This window comes from Chryseobacterium sp. Chry.R1 (assembly GCF_039645525.1).
Taxonomy (GTDB): domain Bacteria; phylum Bacteroidota; class Bacteroidia; order Flavobacteriales; family Weeksellaceae; genus Chryseobacterium; species Chryseobacterium proteolyticum.
In genome coordinates this window covers 4,302,638-4,324,276 of the sequence record NZ_CP151793.1, presented here as the reverse complement: position 1 = coordinate 4,324,276, position 21,639 = coordinate 4,302,638, and the positions used below count along the sequence as shown (strand labels likewise).

General features: G+C 36.3%; 21 protein-coding genes. 12 read left to right on the top strand and 9 right to left on the bottom strand.

All coding sequences use genetic code 11. The annotated features are described in order from the left end of the window. Positions 1-300: 300 nt before the first annotated feature. Both mdlD and AAEU33_RS19295 read right to left on the bottom strand, forming a co-directional pair. Positions 301-1,620: an NAD(P)-dependent benzaldehyde dehydrogenase MdlD gene (mdlD, locus tag AAEU33_RS19300; protein ID WP_345989748.1), complete on the bottom strand. Its 1,320-nt coding sequence runs from the start codon at positions 1,618-1,620 to the stop codon at positions 301-303. Positions 1,621-1,712: 92 nt separating this feature from the next. After that, complete coding sequence (locus AAEU33_RS19295) at positions 1,713-2,141, bottom strand: organic hydroperoxide resistance protein (protein ID WP_273647370.1); 429 nt, start codon at positions 2,139-2,141, stop codon at positions 1,713-1,715. Positions 2,142-2,354: 213 nt separating this feature from the next. Between AAEU33_RS19295 and AAEU33_RS19290 the strand changes: the two genes are divergently transcribed. The 5 genes from AAEU33_RS19290 (at position 2,355) to AAEU33_RS19270 (ending at position 8,687) form a co-directional block, all read left to right on the top strand. Further along, the gene (locus AAEU33_RS19290) at positions 2,355-3,473 is read left to right on the top strand and encodes a DNA polymerase III subunit delta' (RefSeq protein WP_172277302.1); all 1,119 of its coding nucleotides are present in this window, start codon (positions 2,355-2,357) and stop codon (positions 3,471-3,473) included. Between the two features lie 418 nt (positions 3,474-3,891). Further along, complete coding sequence (locus tag AAEU33_RS19285) at positions 3,892-4,518, top strand: TetR/AcrR family transcriptional regulator (RefSeq protein ID WP_345989746.1); 627 nt, start codon at positions 3,892-3,894, stop codon at positions 4,516-4,518. Next, the gene (locus tag AAEU33_RS19280; RefSeq protein WP_172277308.1) at positions 4,502-5,818 is read left to right on the top strand and encodes a TolC family protein; all 1,317 of its coding nucleotides are present in this window, start codon (positions 4,502-4,504) and stop codon (positions 5,816-5,818) included. The genes AAEU33_RS19285 and AAEU33_RS19280 overlap by 17 nt, the downstream gene beginning before the upstream one ends. Before the next feature lie 15 nt (positions 5,819-5,833). Continuing rightward, the gene (locus tag AAEU33_RS19275) at positions 5,834-6,946 is read left to right on the top strand and encodes an HlyD family secretion protein (RefSeq protein WP_273647372.1); all 1,113 of its coding nucleotides are present in this window, start codon (positions 5,834-5,836) and stop codon (positions 6,944-6,946) included. 163 nt (positions 6,947-7,109) lie between these two features. Next, on the top strand, positions 7,110-8,687 hold the full coding sequence (locus tag AAEU33_RS19270) for a DHA2 family efflux MFS transporter permease subunit (RefSeq protein WP_172277314.1): 1,578 nt from the start codon (positions 7,110-7,112) through the stop codon (positions 8,685-8,687). A 54-nt stretch (positions 8,688-8,741) separates the two neighbouring features. Here the strand turns inward: AAEU33_RS19270 and AAEU33_RS19265 are convergent, their stop codons facing one another. The 3 genes from AAEU33_RS19265 to AAEU33_RS19255 are packed head-to-tail and all read right to left on the bottom strand — an operon-like array spanning position 8,742 to position 11,140. After that, positions 8,742-9,752, bottom strand: a complete 1,011-nt coding sequence (locus AAEU33_RS19265) for a TQO small subunit DoxD (protein WP_345989743.1) — start codon at positions 9,750-9,752, stop codon at positions 8,742-8,744. Between the two features lie 29 nt (positions 9,753-9,781). Then, positions 9,782-10,186 (bottom strand): hypothetical protein, encoded by a 405-nt coding sequence (locus AAEU33_RS19260; RefSeq protein ID WP_172277320.1) that lies wholly within the window; start codon positions 10,184-10,186, stop codon positions 9,782-9,784. 39 nt (positions 10,187-10,225) lie between these two features. After that, the gene (locus AAEU33_RS19255) at positions 10,226-11,140 is read right to left on the bottom strand and encodes an alpha/beta hydrolase (protein WP_345989741.1); all 915 of its coding nucleotides are present in this window, start codon (positions 11,138-11,140) and stop codon (positions 10,226-10,228) included. 189 nt (positions 11,141-11,329) lie between these two features. Here AAEU33_RS19255 and AAEU33_RS19250 point away from each other — a divergent pair, with 189 nt between their 5' ends. From AAEU33_RS19250 to AAEU33_RS19235, 4 genes are all read left to right on the top strand, one after another. Further along, positions 11,330-12,166: an SDR family oxidoreductase gene (locus AAEU33_RS19250; RefSeq protein ID WP_345989739.1), complete on the top strand. Its 837-nt coding sequence runs from the start codon at positions 11,330-11,332 to the stop codon at positions 12,164-12,166. Between the two features lie 255 nt (positions 12,167-12,421). Continuing rightward, entirely contained in the window at positions 12,422-13,342 is a 921-nt protein-coding gene (locus tag AAEU33_RS19245) for a helix-turn-helix transcriptional regulator (RefSeq protein WP_345989737.1), read from the top strand. Beyond that, positions 13,342-13,662: a MazG-like protein gene (locus AAEU33_RS19240; protein ID WP_345989736.1), complete on the top strand. Its 321-nt coding sequence runs from the start codon at positions 13,342-13,344 to the stop codon at positions 13,660-13,662. The genes AAEU33_RS19245 and AAEU33_RS19240 overlap by 1 nt, the downstream gene beginning before the upstream one ends. Further along, positions 13,659-14,210: a DNA-3-methyladenine glycosylase I gene (locus AAEU33_RS19235; protein WP_172277335.1), complete on the top strand. Its 552-nt coding sequence runs from the start codon at positions 13,659-13,661 to the stop codon at positions 14,208-14,210. The genes AAEU33_RS19240 and AAEU33_RS19235 overlap by 4 nt, the downstream gene beginning before the upstream one ends. Before the next feature lie 91 nt (positions 14,211-14,301). Here AAEU33_RS19235 and AAEU33_RS19230 read toward each other — a convergent pair whose 3' ends face one another. Further along, positions 14,302-14,676 (bottom strand): helix-turn-helix domain-containing protein, encoded by a 375-nt coding sequence (locus AAEU33_RS19230; RefSeq protein ID WP_345989734.1) that lies wholly within the window; start codon positions 14,674-14,676, stop codon positions 14,302-14,304. A gap of 92 nt (positions 14,677-14,768) precedes the next feature. Here AAEU33_RS19230 and AAEU33_RS19225 point away from each other — a divergent pair, with 92 nt between their 5' ends. Then, entirely contained in the window at positions 14,769-15,299 is a 531-nt protein-coding gene (locus AAEU33_RS19225; protein ID WP_345989732.1) for an NAD(P)H-dependent oxidoreductase, read from the top strand. A 187-nt stretch (positions 15,300-15,486) separates the two neighbouring features. On the opposite strand, the gene AAEU33_RS19220 is transcribed toward AAEU33_RS19225, so the two are convergent. After that, positions 15,487-17,073: a patatin-like phospholipase family protein gene (locus AAEU33_RS19220; protein ID WP_345989730.1), complete on the bottom strand. Its 1,587-nt coding sequence runs from the start codon at positions 17,071-17,073 to the stop codon at positions 15,487-15,489. Positions 17,074-17,349: 276 nt separating this feature from the next. Then, the gene (locus AAEU33_RS19215; RefSeq protein WP_345989729.1) at positions 17,350-18,249 is read right to left on the bottom strand and encodes a CorA family divalent cation transporter; all 900 of its coding nucleotides are present in this window, start codon (positions 18,247-18,249) and stop codon (positions 17,350-17,352) included. A 72-nt stretch (positions 18,250-18,321) separates the two neighbouring features. Here AAEU33_RS19215 and AAEU33_RS19210 point away from each other — a divergent pair, with 72 nt between their 5' ends. Both AAEU33_RS19210 and AAEU33_RS19205 read left to right on the top strand, forming a co-directional pair. After that, entirely contained in the window at positions 18,322-19,344 is a 1,023-nt protein-coding gene (locus AAEU33_RS19210) for a beta-ketoacyl-ACP synthase III (RefSeq protein ID WP_345989727.1), read from the top strand. A gap of 269 nt (positions 19,345-19,613) precedes the next feature. Continuing rightward, positions 19,614-20,348 carry a hypothetical protein gene (locus tag AAEU33_RS19205; RefSeq protein ID WP_345989725.1) on the top strand — a complete coding sequence of 245 codons (735 nt, stop codon included), beginning with the start codon at positions 19,614-19,616 and terminating at the stop codon, positions 20,346-20,348. 71 nt (positions 20,349-20,419) lie between these two features. Here AAEU33_RS19205 and AAEU33_RS19200 read toward each other — a convergent pair whose 3' ends face one another. Beyond that, positions 20,420-21,580, bottom strand: coding sequence for a thioredoxin family protein (locus AAEU33_RS19200; RefSeq protein ID WP_345989724.1), 1,161 nt, complete (start codon positions 21,578-21,580; stop codon positions 20,420-20,422). Positions 21,581-21,639: the final 59 nt, after the last annotated feature.

Genomic DNA, 21,639 nt, shown 5'->3' with positions numbered 1-21,639 from the left:
TGAATTGTAAAAATTTCATGAGGTTAAAGTTTGTTAAGGGGAATTATCTTTAAATCAAAAGCTGATTTTTTGTTATAAAAATAAATTTAGCCGAAGTGAGCTTCTTTTTTTCTAAGGATGGAATTGTCAGGATTCCTGCAACTATACATCTTTCACAATAATAGTTGATTACATTAATGAAAAGAAGAGCTGTGCTATAAATAGACGTTGCTTTATCTGATTTTTGTAATTGTAAAAGGCAGTTTTCCACAAAGAAAACTGCCTTCCAACTTTTTATGTATTGTCAATTAATAATTGAGCTTATAATACTTCCAGAACCGATCTGCTATGGCTGAATGCCTGGAAACTGAACTTTCCGTGATATTTTCCTATGCCGGAAGTTCCTACGCCTCCGAAAGGCAGAAAATGAGAGCCTACATGGATGATGGCGCTGTTGATTTCAGCATCACCACTTGTGGTACGGTTTAAAACATCATTGGCAAATTCTTCACTTTCAGAAAAAACATATAAAGCCAGAGGCTTGGGGCGATTGTTGATTTCTTCCAAAGCGACATCAATGTCAGTATAGGTCATGATGGGCAATATAGGACCGAAAATTTCCTGCTGCATCACCTGATCATCCCAGGTCACCTGATCCATTAAGGTTGCTTCGAAATGACGGGTTTCAGAATCATATGCTCCTCCGTAAATTACTTTTTCTGGTGCAGCGTCCAGATAACCTGCAAGATGTTTGATCTGATTGGTATTAACGATTTTTCCTATTTTTCCTAAAGATCCTTCAGGATAAGTCGTTTTAAGGTAAGCTATAAATTTATTTATAAAGCTGTCTTTTACAGATTCATGGATGTAAATATAATCGGGGGCTACACAGGTCTGCCCACAATTGATCCATTTTCCATAGGAAATTCTGGACACAGCTTTATCGAGGTCAGCATCTTTGTGTACTATTGTTGGTGATTTGCCTCCCAACTCCAGAGTAAGCGGAATCAGCTGTTCTGCGGCGGCTTTCATGACAATCTTACCTACATTGGGGCTTCCGGTAAAGAATATATAATCGAAAGGAAGACTTAATAGCAATGTATTTTCCTCTATAGCTCCCTGGAATACTTTAACATAGGACTCATCAAAAGATTCATCTATAATTTTCTCGATTACCTTTGCCACATGAGGAGTGTTTTCAGAAGGTTTGATAATTGCTGTATTTCCGGCAATCAATGCACCGATCAAAGGGCTGAAAGTGAGCTGGACAGGATAATTGAAAGGTCCTATAATATAATTTACACCATAAGGCTGATATGTTATTTTGCTCACAATTTTTGCTCCTGAAGGATGAGATTTGGATTCTACCGGAGTGGGTTTTGCCCATTCATCAATGTTTTCCAGTAAATAATCCAGTTCACTGGATACGATCTGAATTTCTACATATTCTGCCTCTTTTCTGCTTTTTCCCAGGTCAATGTCCAAAGCTTCACATAATGCGTCCGTGTGGTTAAGAAATACTTCACGAAATTTTCTTAGCTGCTCCTTTCTGAATTCAATATTTTTAGTCTTATTGGTTTTAAAAAATGCCTTTTGCTTTTCAAAAACCTCCTTAATTTTTTGTTCTGATTCTGGTGTCATAGTACTATTTATAATGATCTATTAATCTTGGTGAAAGTTTTATCTAAATTATTCATTTTAAACTGATATCAGATAAAGGCTCCATGATTAATTTAAGACTCAGCCGTTGTTACACTTAAATTAACTTCAATATTTCCTCTGGTTGCATTAGAATAAGGACAAACCTGATGTGCTTTTTCAATTAAAGAGCGGGCCTCTTCCATAGATACTCCTGGAATATTAGCATGTAAATCAACTGCGAGACCAAAGCCTCCATTTTCAATCTGTCCAAGACTTACTTTTGCTGTAACGGTAGTTTCTCCTGTTTTTATCCTATTCTGTTTGATGACCAGGTTGAGGGCACTGTCAAAGCATGCCGAATATCCTGCAGCAAATAACATCTCCGGATTAGCATAATCATCATTTGTACCACCAAGACCCTTTGGCATTCTTACTTCAAGATCCAATACTTCGTTTTCGCTTTTTACATGTCCGTTTCTTCCTCCTGTGGCTGTAGCGCCAATACTATACAATACTTTCATAATGTGAGTTTATTTTTTGTTTTTTGATACAGCAAATGTATTGCTAAAAATTAAATTGCGTACAATTTAATTGATGAATTATATAAATAAGATTATTGACAGAGACTATAATTACGAACTCCTAAGCGGATTCTTCTGTTTTTGAAAATTATTTTAATCAATAGATCACATTAAATTTCCTTGAATTGAGAGAAGATTTTTTATCTTTGAGGCATGAATTGGGAGAACATTGCCGGACAAGACAATCTGAAAAAACTTCTTAAAGATAGCATTGCAGAAAACAGAGTAAGCCACGCCCAGCTTTTCATTGGAAAGGAAGGATATGGTACATTTCCTTTGGCTTTAGCTTATGCAAAAGAAATCCTGCAGGGCGAAAATGAGCATGCCGCTTCAAAAGTGGAACACCTAAATCATTTGGATCTGCACTTTAGTTTTCCGGTATATACGGATAACAAGAACTCTTTAAGCAAAAATAAGTTTGAGGATTTTCGCGAAATGATACTGGCTTCTCCCTACGCAAGCTATGATGACTGGACTGCTTTTCTGGATTCTGAAAACAAACAGCTTTTTATTTCAGCTGATGAGATAGATGATCAGAACCAGAAATTTTCTCTTAAGAGCTTTGAAGGCGGAACTAAAATTCTCATTGTGTGGAGAGCTGATAAAATGAATGTAGCGGCATCCAATAAATTTTTGAAATTCCTGGAAGAGCCACCTGCTAAAACCATTATCCTGCTTACCGCAGAAAATTCAAACGATATTTTACCCACCATACTTTCCAGGACACAGATTGTAGAAGTTCCCAGACTTAACGATACGGATATTGCAACCTATCTTCGGAACAACTTTTCAGTATCTGATGAGCAGTCCAGGGAAATTGTTCATGAAGCTCAGGGAAATCTGAATGACGCTGTAAAACTTTTAAAATCGGGGAATAAAAATGAAGAGTTCGAACGACTTTTCATCCAATGGGTTCGGGATGCATTCCAGGTGAAAAAGAGGCCTGAATTTCTTAAAAATATCATCCTTTGGGCAAGAGAGATAGCCGGGTGGAATCGTGAGAAGCAGAAAAACTTTCTGAATTATTGTTCTGAAATATTCAGATTAGCTTTACTGCAAAACTATCAATCTGAGGATCTGGTGTATAAAAAGATCAATGCCAATGGTTTTAACTGGGCTGGATTTTCTAAATTTATCAGTGGTGCCAATATTGAAAATATTCTTGAAGAAGTAAGTACTGCCGATCTGCATTTAACAAGAAACGGGAATCCTAAAATCATATGGACAGACCTCGGAATAAAGCTATCCAGATATATTCATAAAACAACATAAAATTTTAAAATAAGATATGAGTCCGGTATAATCCGGACTTTTTTGTTTTGAAAAAGGAATGGTAAAGTGTTTCTTAGATACTTTTATTAGAATAAAAGCAAACAAATAATTACGATAAAAGAAGGAAGGCAGATTTCAATTTTAAATAATTCCAATTATTTACATCATTTTTTGAAGATTCTTTCTTCGGCCAATGCTGTATTTTTGACAATTTTTACCTGAAAAAATTAAATCAAATATTTAAATAGTTAATTAATTATGAATTTATTTATAATAATTAGTATTTTTATTTAATCAAAATGTATTAGTTTACAGTAAGTTATATTAAGTAAAATTAAAAATACATTAAAAAATCAATCAATCGTTTGATTCTTTACAAAACTTGTGTAAATTTGCAGCCTGAAAAATTAGCAGTGACATGATTTCAAAAGAAGAAAATATATTATTTGCTGCAGAAAAGCTTTTTGCTGAAAAAGGTTTTGACGGGACTTCTACAAGGGAAATCTCAAAGGCAGCGAATGTAAATATTTCTATGATCTCTTATTATTTTGGCTCAAAAGAAAAACTTTACGAGAAATTGGTAGAATACAGAATGAATGAAAGCCAGTTTTTTTCAAAAGATATTCTGGAGAGAACAGATATTAATGAATGGGAGAAAATAGAAAAGATAGTGGACGTGTTTTCAGGAAAGGTAAGAAATAACAGATGCTTTTACCGGATTATGCAGCGTGAGCAGCTCCATGCGGAGAACCCACAAATTGTAGAATTCCTGAAGCAAACAAAAATGGGCTTTCTTTCCATGTACTCACAGATTTTAAAGAGTGGTTTGGAAAAAGGCATTTTTACCAAGAACCCCCTTATTTATTTGTTACATACTACAGTTAGCGGGACGTTATTTTACGCTTCCAATGCTAAAGAAATGTATAAAGAATTCCTGAATAATACGGAGGACGAAGAAGCTTTCGATGAAAAATACTACACAGAACTTAATAAACATATAAAATATTTACTAAAAGACCTTTTGGGTTATGAAGAAAATAAATAATTCCGTTATTGCACTTTCACTATTTATAGGAATTGCTAACATAAATGCTCAGGAGAAAAAACAACTCAGCCTTGATGAAGCTGTGAGGTTAGGTATCCAAAACAGCAAGAATCTAAAGATCGATGCCGCTAAAATAGAAGAAGCGACAGCCGACCTTTTAGAAGCAAAAAATAAACAGCTGCCGGATTTTAAGCTTTCGGGGCAGTACATGCGTTTAACGAATGCTAAAGTAGATGTAAAATTTCTGAACGAATCCGGATCAGGTGGTGGAGTAGCCTCACCGAAGTCTGTATTTTTAGGTCAGGCTAATTTATCTATGCCTATTTATGCTGGAGGAAGAATAAAATATGGAATTGAGTCTGCAAAATATCTGGTGGAGGCATCCAAACTAAGCACGGAAAATGATAAAACTGCCATCGCTTACAATGTTGCCCAAGCTTACAATAATTTGTTTAAGGCCAACCAATCGATCAAGGTTTTAGAAGAAAACCTTACAGCTTCCAATCAAAGAGATGAGACTTTTCTTAAAATGGAAAATAACGGATTGATCGCAAGAAATGACCGTTTAAAAGCAAATCTTCAAACCTCAGATATTGAATTGCAGCTATTGGAAGCCAAAAATAACTACAATATTGCAAACATCAATATGGACCTGTTACTAGGAATTCCTGAAACAACAATTATTGAAGTGGATCCCAATTATATAGATGAAGCTGAGGATGCTAAGCCTGTGGATTACTATCTGAATGAGGCTCAGCAAAATCGTAAAGATCTACAAGCCTTAAGCCAGCAAAGAAGAGCTGCAGAGTTGGGAAGTAGAGCTGCAAAAGCTGAAAACTTACCTACTATTGCATTAACAGGAGGGTATATTGCAGCAGATGCACCCAACTTTTTAACGGTTTACAATGCCGTAAACGTAGGCATAGGGATACAGTATAATCTGGCTAATATCTGGAAGAAGAATTCATCTTTGAGACAATCCAAGGCGAGAGAAAAACAACTGGAAGCAAGCAATGAACTTTTAAATGACAATATAAAGCTTGATGTAAACAGAGAATATCAAAATACAAACTATTCTAAGCAAAGAATTGCTGTATTTGAAAAATCTGCTATTCAGGCTAATGAAAACTATAGAATTACTAAAAATAAGTTCGATAATGGTTTAGCCACCATGACCGAACTCCTGGATGCAGATGCTGCTCAGATCTCAGCCAATGTAGGAGTGATCAATGCAAAAGCAGATGCCGCATTAGCTTACAGAAAACTATTACAAACTACAGGAACTTTAACAATTAAATAAAAGAATAATACCACAATGGAAAATAATAAAACAGAACAAGCAGAGAACTTAGAACCAAAAAAGAAGAAAAGTTTAGTTTTCCCTATCATTTTAGCGGTTGTGTTAATCGGAGGTGGAATTTATGGATATAGAACTTATTCTTACGGACAGGTGCATGAAGAAACGGATGACGCCCAGATTGCATCCAATATGAGTCCTGTAATTTCTAAAGTATCAGGATATGTAAAAGAGATAAAAGTAAAAGATAATCAGTTTGTAAAAAAAGGAGATACTCTGGTTATTTTAGATAGCAGAGACCAGAAAATGGCATTAGAGCAAGCCGAAGCAGCATTGGCAACAGCAAAAAGTAATATTTCAACTGCTCAGGCTACTACAACAGCTACTTCTAAAAACATCGGAAGCTCTGAAGCTGCTGTAGCAACAGCAAATGCCCAGATCGAAGCTGCAAAAGTAAATGTCTGGAAAACTTCTTCTGACCTGAAAAGATATGCTAATCTTGTAAAGGATCATTCCATTACAGAACAACAATATGAGCAGGCGCTTGCTGCAAAACAATCCGCAGATAAGCAGTTGCAGGTTTTAGTGGAGCAGAGAAATCAGATCGCTCAGCAGACAGGTATTGCTTCTTCTCAGACTGCAGCTAGTTCTCAACAGATAAGTGTAGCCAATTCAGTGGCACAACAAAGACAGGTAGATGTGGAAAATGCAAGATTAAACTTGTCTTACACGATTATTTTGGCTTCTGAAGACGGATATGTAGGAAAAGTTCCGATTCAGGTTGGACAATATCTTCAGGCAGGTGCGCAGTTATTCAGTGTAGTGAAAAATGACCAGAAATGGGTGGTTGCGAACTTTAAAGAAACTCAGGTTGACAAAATGGTTGAGGGACAAAAAGTGAAAATAGAAATTGATGCTTTCCCTGATCAGGAATTTGAAGGGGTTGTAAGCTCTTTCTCACCTGCAACCGGTGCTACATTCTCTATCCTGCCTCCGGATAATGCAAGTGGTAACTTCGTAAAAGTGGTACAAAGACTTCCTGTAAAAATTGATTTTGTAAAACTGGATCCGAATATCGCTAAAAAACTGAGAACAGGAATGAATGTGAAAGCTGAAGTTTCGCTAAAATAAATATGTAAAATGTATTGATGTAGAATGTTTTTATGATTTAGATAGATTACGCAAACATAATAACGGGTTTGTTTTCAATTGAGAAATCTTTAATCTTTAAATTTCTCAATCCTTAAATCAATCATTTCACATTCATACAATTGTACATCACACAAAATTAACTATGCAAGATTCATTAGTAGAATATGGAGCCCGGAGAGTGATCATTACGATCACAGCTATTCTTTGTGCTCTGCTTGAAATTGTGGATTCCACGATTGTAAACGTTGCCCTCAATGAAATGAAAGGTAACCTGGGATCTACACTTTCTGAAGTGGGTTGGGTAATTACGGCTTATGCTATAGGTAACGTAATTATCGTACCAATGACGAGCTGGCTGTCACAGCAGTTCGGACGTCGTAATTATTTTGCAGCCTCTATTATCATCTTTACCATATTTTCATTTTTATGTGGAAATGCAACCAATATCTGGGAACTGGTATTCTTCAGATTATGCCAGGGTATTGGTGGAGGCGCATTATTGGTAACCTCACAGACCATTATCACGGAATCATATCCTGTTGAAAAAAGAAGTATGGCTCAGGCGATTTATGGTTTAGGGGTAATCATTGGTCCAACTTTGGGACCACCGTTAGGAGGATATATTGTAGATAACTTTAGCTGGCCTTATATTTTCTATATCAATATTCCAATTGGTATTGCAGCAACTCTGATGACTTTACAATTTGTAAAAAGTCCCAAATATGCCGAGAAGAGAAAAGCTTCTGATGTCGACTGGCTTGGAATTGCCCTGTTAGCCGTTACTGTGGGTTCTTTACAGTTTATTCTAGAAAGAGGTCATGAAGAAGACTGGTTTGCAAGCGGAATGATCGTTACCTTTACCGTAACCGCTGTATTAGGATTTATACTGTTTCTCTGGAGGGAGCTTACCTTTAAATTTCCTATTGTTGAATTAAGGGTTCTGAAGAACAGTAATTTAAGGATCGGAACGGCGATGTCTTTTGTATTAGGATTTGGGCTGTATGGGTCTACATTTATTGTCCCTTTATACACTCAAAGTATCTTAGGCTGGACTGCCCTGCAATCGGGTGCATTGATGATCCCTGCAGCATTAACTACTGCCTTCATGATGCCTATCATCGGGAGATTGCTTTCTAAAGGAGCAAAGCAGCAGATTCTGGTTTCCTTAGGATTGTTCATTTTCTTTGTTTATAGTTTCTGGGGATATAAGATCCTTACACCAGACACCAGTAAAGAAGCCTTTTTCTGGATGTTGATTGTAAGAGGAGCCGGATTAGGACTCTTGTTCATACCGATTACTTCCTTGTCGCTAAGTACATTGAAAGGTCAGGAAATTGGACAGGGTGCAGCTTTTACGGGGATGATGAGACAGTTGGGTGGTTCTTTTGGTATTGCTGCCATTACAACCTTTATTGCCAATGCAAGTCAGAAGTACAGGGTGAATCTTATTACCCATCTCGATAGTGATAGTTTTGAGGTTCAGCAGCGTTTAGCAACACTGAAAGCAAGTTTTATCTCCAAAGGGATGACTCCTGATGCTGCATTGAACGCGGCCTATAAAATGCTTGATCTTTCAGTAACAAAACAGGCAACGGTACTGTCTTATATGGATGTTTTCCTTTATTTAGGGGTAGCCTTCCTGATTTGTATACCATTTATCCTCTTCGTGAAAGAGCGAAAAAGTAAAGAAAAAATAGATTTGAGTGAAGCCATGCACTAAATTTAAATTAAAAATACCTCTGGAATCCGGAGGTATTTTTTTATGCTGAAAAGTTTAAAGATCAGCAAACCATTCAGCTCCGCTGATGTCAATCAGCTTTACGCGATGGATCATATTTCTTTTGTCTGAGATATCTTCAATATTGAATTTGAGATCTGCCTTGGCTCCAAGCGGAATGATCAGACTGTGTTTCCCTGGCTTTACCCTGGCTACATAATGATTCTGAATATTTTCCGATTGCAGTTCCGAAAGTTCTTTCTGGGTCAATGCTTTTAAAATTATCCCATCTTTATCTAAAATATGAATACCGATCAGAAACGAACCGTAGACGTCAGCACCCTCGGTTCTGTATACCTCAAAATGAATGGTATTACGGTTAAGGGAAAGATTTGAAATCTCAACTTTGGGTTGAACTGATTTATTGTGCAAAGTTCCCCAGACTCCTCCATGAAAATATTGATTGGTAAAGAGGGTAAGTCCCATAATAAAAACAGAACCTGTAAGCACAAAATATCTGGGATTCCGAATAGGGAGATGACTTGAGGCGAGCCATGGGAACCATTTTTTAGAAGTGAAACCGATCTTCTTCTTTAAAAAGTAGTCATCCAGAGAAAAAGGACCACTGCCTGTAAGAAATAATGTGAACCCACCCGCAATTCCCAGAACACCGATTTGCCATTCGTCCAGACATGTTGTTCCCAGCCAGCCTGATCCCAGAAGAATTCCTAAAGCCAGTCCAAAAATTCCAATGCTCATGAGACGGGTAAACAATCCAAAAATGACCGCTAGTCCTACAATCGCTTCTATGATGGTAAAAACTACCATAGAGGTGTGCAATGCATCGGGATGGGTAACAAGGTATTCTATAACTGGTTTGATCCCCAAAGCATTGGGCAGGAAATGATTGAATTTTTCGCCGATATATCCTTTTACTTCGGGATCCAGTTTATTTTCCAGGACCAGACGCCGCCAAAAAGCTGAAAAGTAAGTCCATCCGATGACCATGCGGATAGATAATGTATATAAACCAGCATGATCCGTAAGCTGGTAAGTTGTATTTTTCATTGAATGTATATTTTACTGAATAATTAAAATTAAAAATGACCGGAGGTAATCTCCTGTGCTATATCCAATTTTAATTGTTGAAATAAAATATACCTTGGTGGGCTATTTCCTGAAGTTGTTCCGGAATAGGTATTGCAAATTTGTTTACCTTCTTTTAAAGGATGTAAGCAGATATGCAAATAGAAGAAAAAGCCTTTTACCGATTTGGATTGTATTGATGAAATAAGTGTTTTCTGTGATGAGTTCGTAATCAAACTATCACAGCTGAAAGTGGGATTTGAAGTAACTCTTACCTTATTTAAAGGGCTGATATATTGGATATCGAAAATACCTAACAGGTCCCTTTTTACAGAACAGGGAGATAATGAAAACATCAAAACAAGCATGATAATGATTGTTTTGTAGGTTCTCGTATGTATTTTGTAGTCCTGCATGATCTGCAAAACTAAGTTTTTATAATGGAATGAAAGAATTTAATGCAGATGCTCAACCATAAATTTTAAAAACTCATCCTGCTGGTCTACAAATAAATAGTGAGAGCAGTTGTCAATAAGATCGAAGTTCTCTTTTCCTACTATTGTTTGAAGATCATTGATCTGCTTTTCAGAAAATATAGCATCATTCTTTCCATAGACCGCAAAGATAGGGACATCTTTCTTTTTTATATTTTTTAAAACACTGATATTATTAAGATTATTCCTGCTTTCATTTTTATAGAATTTCAGAGGTGAATCAGGGTTTCTGTAATTCTGTTTATAAAAATCACCTGCTTCGTATTCTTTTCTGAGCTGCCGGCTTTTGGGTGTTGGATTGGGCATGGAAAAGAAATTCATATCACCCGCAATATTATAGCAGCTTTTTCTGTACTCTGCGGAGTTTTTCGGTAAACCTTCAATGTCTGTAATCTGCTTTAATTTTGATGGATCATTCTTAAATTTTTCCCTGGCTTCTTTCAGAATATGATCATAGGTTTCCTGTTGCGAAAACAAAGCACCTGCAAGCGTTAATGAGCTTACTTTTTGAGGATATTGATTCGTAAATAAAGTCGCTATGATCCCCCCAAAACTATGTCCCAGAATATTTGCTTTATTCAGACCATACAGTTTGTAAATATTGAGCAAATCATCAAAACTTTCTTTAAAAGTCATTGTTGCCTGGTCATCTTTCGATCGTCCTTCACCGCGTCTGTCATAAACAATTACATAAAACCCTTTATTAGCTAATGCCTCAGCTGTAGTTCCTTCAAATAATGTAGCATTTCCGCTGGGTCCGCCATGAATAAAAATAACAGGCGGATTTTCCTTGTTTCCGTAATCCCTGGAGTAAATTGCCTGTGCATTCAATGAGCATACAAATAAGAGGAAAAGAACTGAAATAACCTGTTTCATAGCAGTCGGATATAAATATAAGAAGATGGGTAAAGATAAAATAATTAATAATAAAGAAGTATTACATTGTTCTGTCATTTAATTTATGATAAAAAATTCTGTAATTCGTCAAAATAGCTACAACGATACTCAATATGGCTACTTTTAATTTTTAATTTCTAAAGACCTTTGTATCATAAAATCAGAACAATGCAAAAAACAATTTTTATCACAGGAGCTTCATCTGGATTAGGGAAAGCAACAGCTCAGCTATTTCAAAGCCAAGGATGGAATGTCATTGCGACCATGAGAAACCCCGAAAATGAAACTGAACTCACAGCATTAGAAAATGTTTCCGTTATCGGACTGGACGTCACCGATAAGGAACAGCTGGAATCAACGATTGCAAAGGTTCTTTCCGAAACGGAGATTCATGTGGTTGTGAATAATGCCGGATATGGTTTGGTAGGCCCTTTAGAAGCCTTTACAGATGAACAGATTAAAAAACAGATTGAAACCAATCTCATGGGAGTAATCCGGATTACGAAGACTTTTACCCCATACTTCAGAGAAAGAAAAGAAGGGGTATTGATTAATATCACATCCAGTTTCGGTTTAATGGGTTTTCCTACATGCTCTATTTATAGTGCGACAAAATTTGCAGTAGACGGTTTCTCGGAAAGTATGGGTTACGAGCTGGCTCAATTTGGGGTTCAGGTTAAAGTAGTGGCTCCGGGAGGAATACAAACGGATTTTGCTGGCCGTTCATTAGATGGAGCCCAGCATAGCGCGTATCGCCAATTGACAGAAAAAGTACAGGAAGGCTACAGTCCGGATCAGGTATCCAATTACTCAAAACCGGAAGATATTGCCTACGTTATTTATGAAGCGGCAACTGATGGTAAAGATCAGCTGAGGTATGTTGCCGGCAAAGATGCTAATGCCCTTTACAATGACCGGAATTCCATCGGAGTGGAAAATCATGTTCAGAAAATAAAATCCGGCTTTTTGTTTGGGGAAGAGAAGAAATTAGAGGTTAGAACTTAGATGTTAGATGTTAGATGTTAGATGTTAGATGTTAGATGTTAGATGTTGCGGGCTTTACTAATGAATTGCAATTAAATAAGTTAGAGTAAATAGCTGTAATGTTAAATATGCAAAATCTTTATTTTCACAACCTATAATTTACTACCTTCAACTATCAACTATCAACTATCAACTATCAACTATCAATCATCAATTCATCAAATTTCACATTCCTACTGACTAACAGTTGTCACAAACCCACCTTATCTTTGTACTATGAAAACGAATCAGTCACCCGTTCATTTCCGATCTCTGTCAGCTTTACATGAAGCGATGGGACTTTCTGCACCCAAACATCCTCTTATCACAATTATCAATTATGATGAAACGTGCTTCGATCCGAAAACCTTTGAACAGGGGACAAAATCGGATTTTTATAAAATCTCATTTAAAACCAATTTCAACGGTAAAATCCGTTATGGCCAGGGATATTATGACTTTGAGGAAGGAGGCCTTTCTTTTGTTTCTCCGGGGCAGGTTCTTATTATGGAACAGGAGGAAAGGAATTATAGTGGCATGTCCCTGCATATTCATCCGGATTTTATAAGACCATATTCTTTAATGAAAAAAATTAAAAATTACGGTTTCTTTTCTTACGCAACTTCGGAAGCATTGTATCTTTCCGAAAATGAAAAGAAAGCAATTCTCGATGTTTTTGAAAGCATTAAGAATGAATTAAATGAAAGGATAGATCAGTTTAGCCAGGATGTTATTATTTCGCAGATTGAGTTGCTGCTTACCTACAGCAATCGCTTTTATAATCGCCAGTTCATTACACGGAAGGCGGTAAATAATGACCTTCTTTCAAGGATGGAGGCTTTACTTGATGATTATTTTGATCGGGAAAAAGGCATAAAAGGACTGCCAACAGTAGAATATATTGCATCACAGCTGAATCTTACACCAAGATACCTGAGTGATATGCTCAGACACCATACAGGGCAGAACGCACAGCAACATATTCACGAAAAGCTTATTGAAAAGGCTAAAGAATATTTGTCCGAAACTCAATTGTCAGTTTCCGAAACAGCTTATCAATTGGGGTTCGAGCATCCGCAGTCATTCAGTAAACTGTTCAAAAATAAGACAAGACAGACACCTAATCAATACAGACAATCCCTTCAAAAATCAGAATAATGGATCAGAATAATTTAGATAAGATCATAGAAAGGGCTCTTGACATCAGAGAGAAATACCACCGTCTTGAAAAACAGCAGAACGGTAGTGAATGGACCCTGGAACAGGATGCACTTGCCTACCTTACCGATGCCGGCATTGTCGGACGGGATATTATGTCACATGAGAAAACATGGATTAAAAAAGATGCCTCTGCAGAATTGGAACATAAACTAGCGGAAAATATCTGGTGGTTGTTTATCTTAGCAGATCGGACAGGTATTGATATCAAAAATGCTTTAGAGAAGTTTTTAACCAAAACAGAAAATATATTTAAATGAGTTATTGTTCAGCCATAGAAAAGATGCAGCCTGAAAGCAGAAAGGCATTACACCAAAAATATCATGACTATCATTATGGATTCCCTATTCATGATGATAATGAATTATTTGGACGCTTGGTAATGGAAATTAATCAGGCAGGATTAAGCTGGGAAACCATTCTGAAAAAAGAAGAAAGTTTCAGAAATGCCTATGATCAGTTTAATATTCAGAAAGTAGCCGCATATAGTGAAAAAGATCGTGAAAGGTTATTAAATGATAGCGGCATCATTAGAAATAAACTTAAGGTGAACGCTGCCATTGAAAATGCCAAAACAATCATTGAGCTGCAAAAAGAATTCGGATCATTTGAAAAATGGCTGGAACATCATCATCCCAAAACTTTACAGGAATGGATGAAGCTTTTTAAAAAAACATTTAAATTCACAGGTGGAGAAATCGTCAATGAATTCCTGATGAGTATTGGTTATCTTGGTGGTGCCCATACAGAAAACTGCTCTGTATACAAAACCATTCTGAAACATAATCCCATGTGGCAAAAAGGTTAAATCAGGAAGCCTGTAAAATCAATATTTTATTTTCTGATAGTAACAGAAAACCCTAAGAATACCCGTCTTTAGTATAGGCAGAAACTTCGTGTCAATTTAGTCTATCCGGATTTACAATTTCCTTATGCTCCGTTCCCCATTGCTCAAGTTCTTTAATGATAGGCTTTAGCTTATAACCTATTGCTGTAAGTTCATATTCAACACGAGGTGGGACTTCCGCAAAAACGGTTCTTGTAATGATCTTATTTTCTTCCAGCTTCCTGAGTTGTAAGGTAAGCATACGTTCTGTAATATTGGGTAAAAGTTTCCTTAATTCCCCAAATCTCAGTTTACCATTAATCAACCAGCTGCATATAGCCAGTGACCATTGTCCACCGATAATGTTGGAAGCATAAACCTCAGAACATTCATCGGATAAGAGTTTTTTATTCTCAAAATTTGTTGATGTTTCCTTTATTTTGCTCATTACTTACTTTTTTTATAGTACCATACATTAGGTTGCTAATGTACGAAATGTAAGTGGATAGGATTATTTTTGTAACTATAAATTGCATTAAAATGAAAACATTGGTAATTGTTACTCATCCTGTAATGAAAGATTCGCTGATCAATAGAAGATGGGTGGAAGAGCTCTCTCAGTATCCTGAAAAATATACCGTTCATGATCTGTATAAGGAATATCCTGATGGTATAATTGATGTTAAGAGAGAACAGGAATTGATTGAAAGTTATGATAAAATAGTTTTTCAGTTTCCCTTTTATTGGTTCAGCAGTCCGCCGCTTTTAAAAAAGTGGTTTGATGAAGTTTTAACCTATGGATGGGCATACGGAAGCAAAAGCGGATTCAAAGTAGGAGGGAAGAAAGTTGCTTTGGCTATTACAGCCGGGGTGGAAGAAGAAGATTATTCTGCTTCCGGTAAATATAAATATACAATGAAAGAATTGACCAGACCTTTTGAACTCACTTTTGAATATATTCAAGCTGATTATAAAGATCTTTTTACCTATTACAACTTGGAAATTAATACTTCACAGGAATGGATAGAGAAAAGTGTCCCAATGTACATAAAGTTTATTGACAGTTTATAGACTTTCAAATTATAAGTTGAGTTAGTCGAAGTCTTGGGTAACTCAACTTATTTTATAGTTAAACTTATGTATTTGAAGGAGAATATTTGGTTATTTAATAGTTTACTCGAACATTTGTTTCATCCAGAAATGTTTATAGGTTGATTTTTTCATAATTCTTTATACATTCAAAAATAAACAAACCATCTCATCCCACCGTCTTCGTATCTTCTTCCTTCAGTATTTTTTTCTCCTTCATCGATATCATCATTCTTTCCTTTTTGTATTTTTTCCAGTCGAATCCATTGAGGAAATCCAGTGCGGCTGAAAAACCCGCATTGAAAAGTTGTTCCTTTTCTTCCCTTTTCATAAAGAAATTAAGCCAGCTGCTGGTTCCACAATCTACGGTTTGTATGCTATACAAACGATAAAAAGTATGTTTGGTGAGGAATGATTTATCATTAAAGCCTTTCAGGGTTTCAATGATATTTCCTGCATATGAAAAAGGGGTTTTTAAGATCTGCTCGCTGGTTTTCCCCTTATCGGCATCCCCTTCGGACTTACTCGTAAGCTGTACACCAAACAGAGGCATTCTCGGATAGAATACATCATTGGCATGAAAAAGATCAATAGGGAAATTGGAAATGCTTCCCCCATCTATGAAAACACCCACAGGATAAATATCTTGCGGTTTTGTATTCATCCAGAACCTCCATGCGTATTTTACAGAATCATCATCCTTATTAATCCTCTTTTGAAAAGGTTCAAAAAAGAAAGGAACAGACATGGAAGCACGCACAAATTCAGCCGGACTGCTGTGTTTGAGTTCTTCTTCTGACCAGTATAAATTGGCCATCGTAGGCAGTTCCACCTTTATTTTAGCGTTAATATCTGTTGTAACGACAACGTATTCTGATCTTAACTGATAGAAGGGGTTATTTTTATAATGATCATTGCTGACGGCACTGTCATAAAATATTTTATACTGCGTTTCGTCTATATGTTCCAGATTAGCATTTTTTATTTCTTCTATACTTCTTAGTGCTATGGTGTAGTATTCCTGATTATTGCCGTAACGGTAATTAAGATTGAGTGCACCCTCCCTGGCAGAAAATTTCTGATTAAGGTCAGCGACCGTTTTCACACCGAAACTATCCAGAGCATCTTTCATGGTATTTAAAAATGTGTTTCCGGGATTAAGACCGCTGTTTTGTTTACGGAAATCATTATAAAACTTTTTCAGGCAGAAAAATATCAGAATTAAAGGAATAATGGGAATAAGGAAAATAAGCTTTGCCCTCCATACCGTTTCAGAGGATACCGCAAATGGGGTAATCACAAGGATGAGTAAAATAATAATGGCAATAATCGTATTTATCTTCAGGAAGTTTTTGTTATTAAGCATTGCATGGATAGTAGTCCTTACATAAGGTTTACCATCCATAAAATCTGCAAAATTCCAGTTGAATAAAATTTCTTTGATTACTTCACTTTTCGCTTCTTCTTTTGTTTTATAAGCAGCAATTAACATTGTATTGATAGCCCCGGCACTTGTACCTGCCACTTTCAGAAAACGGACACCGAATATTTCAAGACCATAGAGATAACCTACCAGTGCACTTCCCCAAACACCACCGCCTTCCTGTACAAATTCGACATATTGATGGTCTTCAGCGTCCAGTAGGTCCGAGAACTCTTTGGTGGAAATATTTTCATGCAGAGCCATAAGTTTGTCCTTAGACTCTTTTGAAAGAACATTATCACCGAGAATTTTATTAAGAAGATCCGGTTTCATGGTGGTTTGGTGTTTTTAGATTTAAAATAAAAAACTGTAGCTTTTGTATAGTCGCTTTAAAGCTCAGTGGTTTTATTGAAGATAAAAATACCAAAAGATATCCAAATTTCACCCCATTTTCAGAGTTAAATATTCAATAAGCATCGGTGCTAAACTGAGTGACCTGTGGGATTAAAAAAACTTAGCTCTTAAGAAAAATTGAAAATTTTATAATTATGTTTGGTAAGCAAATCTAATCCTTCCCTTAAAAAACTCCATATCTTGAAGACCGATCCATCACCACTGTTTTCTCCTCGCATAAATAAAAGTAACAATGACAATTAAAGCCATTAATCCCAAAGTGAAATAATAACCATGCTTATGATGCAGTTCCGGCATATTATCAAAGTTCATTCCGTAGACTCCCGCTATAAAAGTAATCGGTAAGAAGTAAACAGAATAAATTGCCAATACTTTCATCACCTGGTTGGCTTTTTGATCCGATAGTGCCAGGAACATGGAAATAAGGTTGGTGATCTGGATGTTCAGGTGATCAAAATCGGCAACAACGTCTTTGTGCTTATCTTTCAGGTCTACAAATTCGGAATCCCGGAGATTTAAAAGCTTAAATTTATCAACAGCGTCTGTAGAAATAATAAGGACCCTTGAATTTAAACCTGATTTTCTTTTTAATTTATAAAGCCTTCGGATCTGGGTCGTATGATTGGTATTCTTTAAGAAAATTTCATTTTCTATATTATCCATGGTTTCCAGTAAGCTGATTGATTCATCATCAAAGCTTTTCATGATCAATAGGGCGATCATCAGGGCGATATTTTCCGGTGACGAATCTGTGGTGCTGGAAGAAAGTTGTTTTTTTGTTTCGGTGATACTTCTGGTTTTCATCCTGTGAACTGTAATGATCGTATTTTCCAGAAGAAAAATTCCAATCTTGGTGCTGATATCACTTATCGTATTCAGATTTTTCCTTTCCAGTTCTGTACTTTCCCGCAGCAGGAAGAACTTTACGTTCCCATCCTCTTCATATTTCGGAAGGTGATTAGGATCAAGGGTGTCTTCCAGAAGGAGATTATTAATCTCATATCTTTCATGAAGAAACTGTAAATCTTCTGGGGTTGGAGCTTCTACATCCACCCATTCGCAGTGGGAATCTCTGTATATCGTATCGATTGGCATAAAGTAAAAATACTAATATTTTGAAATACTATGGGTCAAATAAGTTTATCTTTGCCAAAATTAAAAAACTATATGATTAAAAGTACAATAAAAGGAATCGGATTTTATGTTCCGGATAATGTTGTAACGAATGATGATTTAGCTAAATTAATGACTACCAATGATGAATGGATCACGGAGAGGACAGGCATCAAAGAAAGAAGACACAGGAAAAACAGAAACGATTCACAGGAGACGACAGCCTACCTGGCATTCAAAGCGTCTGAAAAAGCCCTTGAAAAAGCAGGATTAACGGCTAAGGATATCGATTATATTATTTTTGCTACGCTTTCTCCCGATTATTATTTTCCAGGATGTGGGGTATTGCTTCAGGATATGCTGGGATGCGATACCATCGGAGCATTGGATGTAAGGAATCAATGTTCAGGATTTGTTTACGCGATGAGTGTAGCTAATGCTTTTATTAAAACCGGAGCCTATAAAAATATTTTAGTCGTAGGCGCTGAGGTACATTCCTTTGGTTTGGATTTTTCTGATGAGGGGAGAGGGGTTTCCGTTATCTTCGGGGATGGGGCAGGAGCTGTTATTCTTTCTGCAACTGAAGACGAAAATGCGGGAGATATTTTATCCTTTAATATGCATTCTGAAGGTAAATATGCAGACGAATTATGTACCCAGTTTCCGGGTTCAAAATACGGCTGGAGTGATCGCATGAGAAAGGAGCCCGAAAATGTTACCAATAAAGAAGTATATCCTATTATGAATGGAAACTTCGTATTCAAACATGCGGTAACAAGATTTCCTGAAACGATGGTGGAAGCATTAAATAAAGCAGGAAAAACAGTTGAAGATCTCGATATGTTTATTCCCCATCAGGCGAATCTGAGAATTGCCCAATTTGTACAGCAGAAGTTCGGATTACCGGATGAAAAAATCTACAACAATATCCAGAAATATGGGAATACAACGGCAGCTTCTATTCCGATTGCTTTAAGCGAAGCGATTGAAGAAGGTAAAATCAAAAGAGGAGACCTGGTACTTCTTTCCGCTTTCGGAAGTGGATTTACCTGGGGAAGTGTACTGTTTGAATACTAATTCAATTTTTGATAAAGCATAAAAGAACCGCAAATTTTTGCGGTTTTTTTATGTTCTACTTTGATTGATAATATACTTATGAGGTTGCTATTTTATGTATTTTATAAAATATTGCATTGTAAATGATCGTATTAAAATAACATTAGAATCTCATTAGAAAAATAATATCTAGATGTTTTGGCATATAAGTTGTCATTTATTGTCCAATCCTGATTAAAAAATCAGGTATTGTTGATCCGATCAATCTACAATTATTTAAAATACAAACGATGAAAAAAAGTTTATTTTTGGGAGTAGCCTTGCTTCCTTTAATCTCTTACGCACAAGTAGGAGTTAACACGACGACACCTCAAAAAACATTGCATGTAAATGGTTCTTTACAAGTAGTCAATGAACTAAATGTAGGTGGGAATGGTACAACAGCAGGTTCTGCAGGAACAGCAGGACAGGTCTTAAAATCTAACGGCCCGGGAAAAGCTCCAACCTGGCAAAATCTTGCAGGTGTTCCGAATGCTACAGGTACAGTCATAGTTGTTGATGGTGAGTTTATTGTAGCGCAGGAAATTGTGGTGCAGATGCAAGAAGATTATACCAAAACGACATCAGTTTCAATAACGGATCCAATAGGAAATTTAACCAATAAGATTATTGACAACGAAAACAAGTATTCAGCAACAGCTTCTACAAATTCATTTAAAGTTTCGGTTGATGGTATTTATCAGGTTACAATGAATGCCCAATTGTCAACAAAGAATGGGCAATCTCCTGTTATTGGTATTTGGAATGACACAAGCAATCAATGGGTTGCCAGGGTTAATGACCGTTTTACAGCTACGGATGGACAGCTTCAGACATATACTTTATTGACTTCTATTCCTATGGTAGCTAGTGATGTTTACTCGTTTAGAATTACCAATAATGAACCAGTTACTGTAAAATATTTAAGTTCAGGAAGTACGGGCTCTGGGCCTGTTACACAGATGTCATTGAAACGTTTAAGATAATTTGCTGAAAAATTTTTTCTATAAAAAAACCGTAGAGTTTCTCTACGGTTTTATTGTGTATAAGCGTCGAATTAAAGACTCTTCAATAATTTTTCAGTATCTGAAGCATCTTCACCATTGCTCTTAGCCAGTGCTACAGACTTTTCAGCCCAGATTTTAGCATTCTTTTTATCCCCAACCTTATTGTAAAGGTTCGCTAAGGTATCTGTATTTGCATAGCTTTCACTTTTCTTTACCGATTCCTGAGCCCAAAGGATTGCTTTTTCAAGAGATGATTTTGTGGTTACATTTTCAAAAAAGTTCCATGCAATAGAATTCAGTTCTTCAGAAGAGGCAGCCGAATAATCTTTGTATAAATCTAAAGTTAATGCCTCATAAGTGGCAATGTCCTTATTTTTTAATGCTCTGCTGGATTTTGCTCTTTTTAAGATTTTTTCAGATTCTTCTTTGCTTAGAAACTTCTGGGTTTCTGCTAAAAAGTAACTGTCATTCCATGTTTTGGTGTCGGCATTATAAGACTTTTTAACAATGGTATTCATCTTAATATTCTTATCCACCATATCGTATTTTTCACCAGGAAGGATCTTCACAATGTCCGCTTTTTTATCTTTAAAAATTTTGTACAAAGGACTTTCAGTACTTTGAATTCCGGCAAGTAATATCTGAACATCTTCCTGATTCAGACTGGATTTTCCTTGGAAATAACGATCCAGGACTTTACCTGCAAATTCCGAGTCATTATAAATGGTAAGTCCGGCAAGATTCTTTAAGAATTCAGGATCTTTTTCTCCGTTTTCGAATTTTTGCTTTAATGCAGTCAGTCTTTTATTCGGGTCTTCCGCATCTTTAGCAAACTGAACGAAATCATTTTCTTCTACGTATCCTAACGTTCTGTGTACTTCTTCACCGTTTGCATTAATGAACAAGTAAGTAGGGAACGCTTTTACATTATATTTTTTGGCAAGGTCAATTCCTTCCCCTTTTTCCATGTCAATTTTGGCATTGATAAAATGAGAATTATAGTAATCTCCCACATTTTTCAATGGGAAAATGTTTTTTGCCATCAGTTTACATGGTCCACACCATGATGCATAGGCATCGATAAAGATCAGCTTGTTTTCTTTTTTTGCTTTAGCAACAACGCTTGCGAAGCTGGTATCCTCAAATTTGATACCTTGTGCGAAAGCAAATACACCCACGAAGATTGAAGAGAGTATCGTTAACTTTTTCATAAATACTTTTTTATTGATTGCAAATGTAATAAATATGTCAATGCATAAGTCGTACTACA

What these genes read in the sequence shown, in the direction of transcription:
- mdlD (WP_345989748.1), bottom strand. Translation starts at nt 1,620, where the DNA reads ATGACACCAGAATCAGAACAAAAAATTAAGGAGGTTTTTGAAAAGCAA.
- AAEU33_RS19295 (WP_273647370.1), bottom strand. Translation starts at nt 2,141, where the DNA reads ATGAAAGTATTGTATAGTATTGGCGCTACAGCCACAGGAGGAAGAAAC.
- AAEU33_RS19290 (WP_172277302.1), top strand. Translation starts at nt 2,355, where the DNA reads ATGAATTGGGAGAACATTGCCGGACAAGACAATCTGAAAAAACTTCTT.
- AAEU33_RS19285 (WP_345989746.1), top strand. Translation starts at nt 3,892, where the DNA reads ATGATTTCAAAAGAAGAAAATATATTATTTGCTGCAGAAAAGCTTTTT.
- AAEU33_RS19280 (WP_172277308.1), top strand. Translation starts at nt 4,502, where the DNA reads ATGAAGAAAATAAATAATTCCGTTATTGCACTTTCACTATTTATAGGA.
- AAEU33_RS19275 (WP_273647372.1), top strand. Translation starts at nt 5,834, where the DNA reads ATGGAAAATAATAAAACAGAACAAGCAGAGAACTTAGAACCAAAAAAG.
- AAEU33_RS19270 (WP_172277314.1), top strand. Translation starts at nt 7,110, where the DNA reads ATGCAAGATTCATTAGTAGAATATGGAGCCCGGAGAGTGATCATTACG.
- AAEU33_RS19265 (WP_345989743.1), bottom strand. Translation starts at nt 9,752, where the DNA reads ATGAAAAATACAACTTACCAGCTTACGGATCATGCTGGTTTATATACA.
- AAEU33_RS19260 (WP_172277320.1), bottom strand. Translation starts at nt 10,186, where the DNA reads ATGCAGGACTACAAAATACATACGAGAACCTACAAAACAATCATTATC.
- AAEU33_RS19255 (WP_345989741.1), bottom strand. Translation starts at nt 11,140, where the DNA reads ATGAAACAGGTTATTTCAGTTCTTTTCCTCTTATTTGTATGCTCATTG.
- AAEU33_RS19250 (WP_345989739.1), top strand. Translation starts at nt 11,330, where the DNA reads ATGCAAAAAACAATTTTTATCACAGGAGCTTCATCTGGATTAGGGAAA.
- AAEU33_RS19245 (WP_345989737.1), top strand. Translation starts at nt 12,422, where the DNA reads ATGAAAACGAATCAGTCACCCGTTCATTTCCGATCTCTGTCAGCTTTA.
- AAEU33_RS19240 (WP_345989736.1), top strand. Translation starts at nt 13,342, where the DNA reads ATGGATCAGAATAATTTAGATAAGATCATAGAAAGGGCTCTTGACATC.
- AAEU33_RS19235 (WP_172277335.1), top strand. Translation starts at nt 13,659, where the DNA reads ATGAGTTATTGTTCAGCCATAGAAAAGATGCAGCCTGAAAGCAGAAAG.
- AAEU33_RS19230 (WP_345989734.1), bottom strand. Translation starts at nt 14,676, where the DNA reads ATGAGCAAAATAAAGGAAACATCAACAAATTTTGAGAATAAAAAACTC.
- AAEU33_RS19225 (WP_345989732.1), top strand. Translation starts at nt 14,769, where the DNA reads ATGAAAACATTGGTAATTGTTACTCATCCTGTAATGAAAGATTCGCTG.
- AAEU33_RS19220 (WP_345989730.1), bottom strand. Translation starts at nt 17,073, where the DNA reads ATGAAACCGGATCTTCTTAATAAAATTCTCGGTGATAATGTTCTTTCA.
- AAEU33_RS19215 (WP_345989729.1), bottom strand. Translation starts at nt 18,249, where the DNA reads ATGCCAATCGATACGATATACAGAGATTCCCACTGCGAATGGGTGGAT.
- AAEU33_RS19210 (WP_345989727.1), top strand. Translation starts at nt 18,322, where the DNA reads ATGATTAAAAGTACAATAAAAGGAATCGGATTTTATGTTCCGGATAAT.
- AAEU33_RS19205 (WP_345989725.1), top strand. Translation starts at nt 19,614, where the DNA reads ATGAAAAAAAGTTTATTTTTGGGAGTAGCCTTGCTTCCTTTAATCTCT.
- AAEU33_RS19200 (WP_345989724.1), bottom strand. Translation starts at nt 21,580, where the DNA reads ATGAAAAAGTTAACGATACTCTCTTCAATCTTCGTGGGTGTATTTGCT.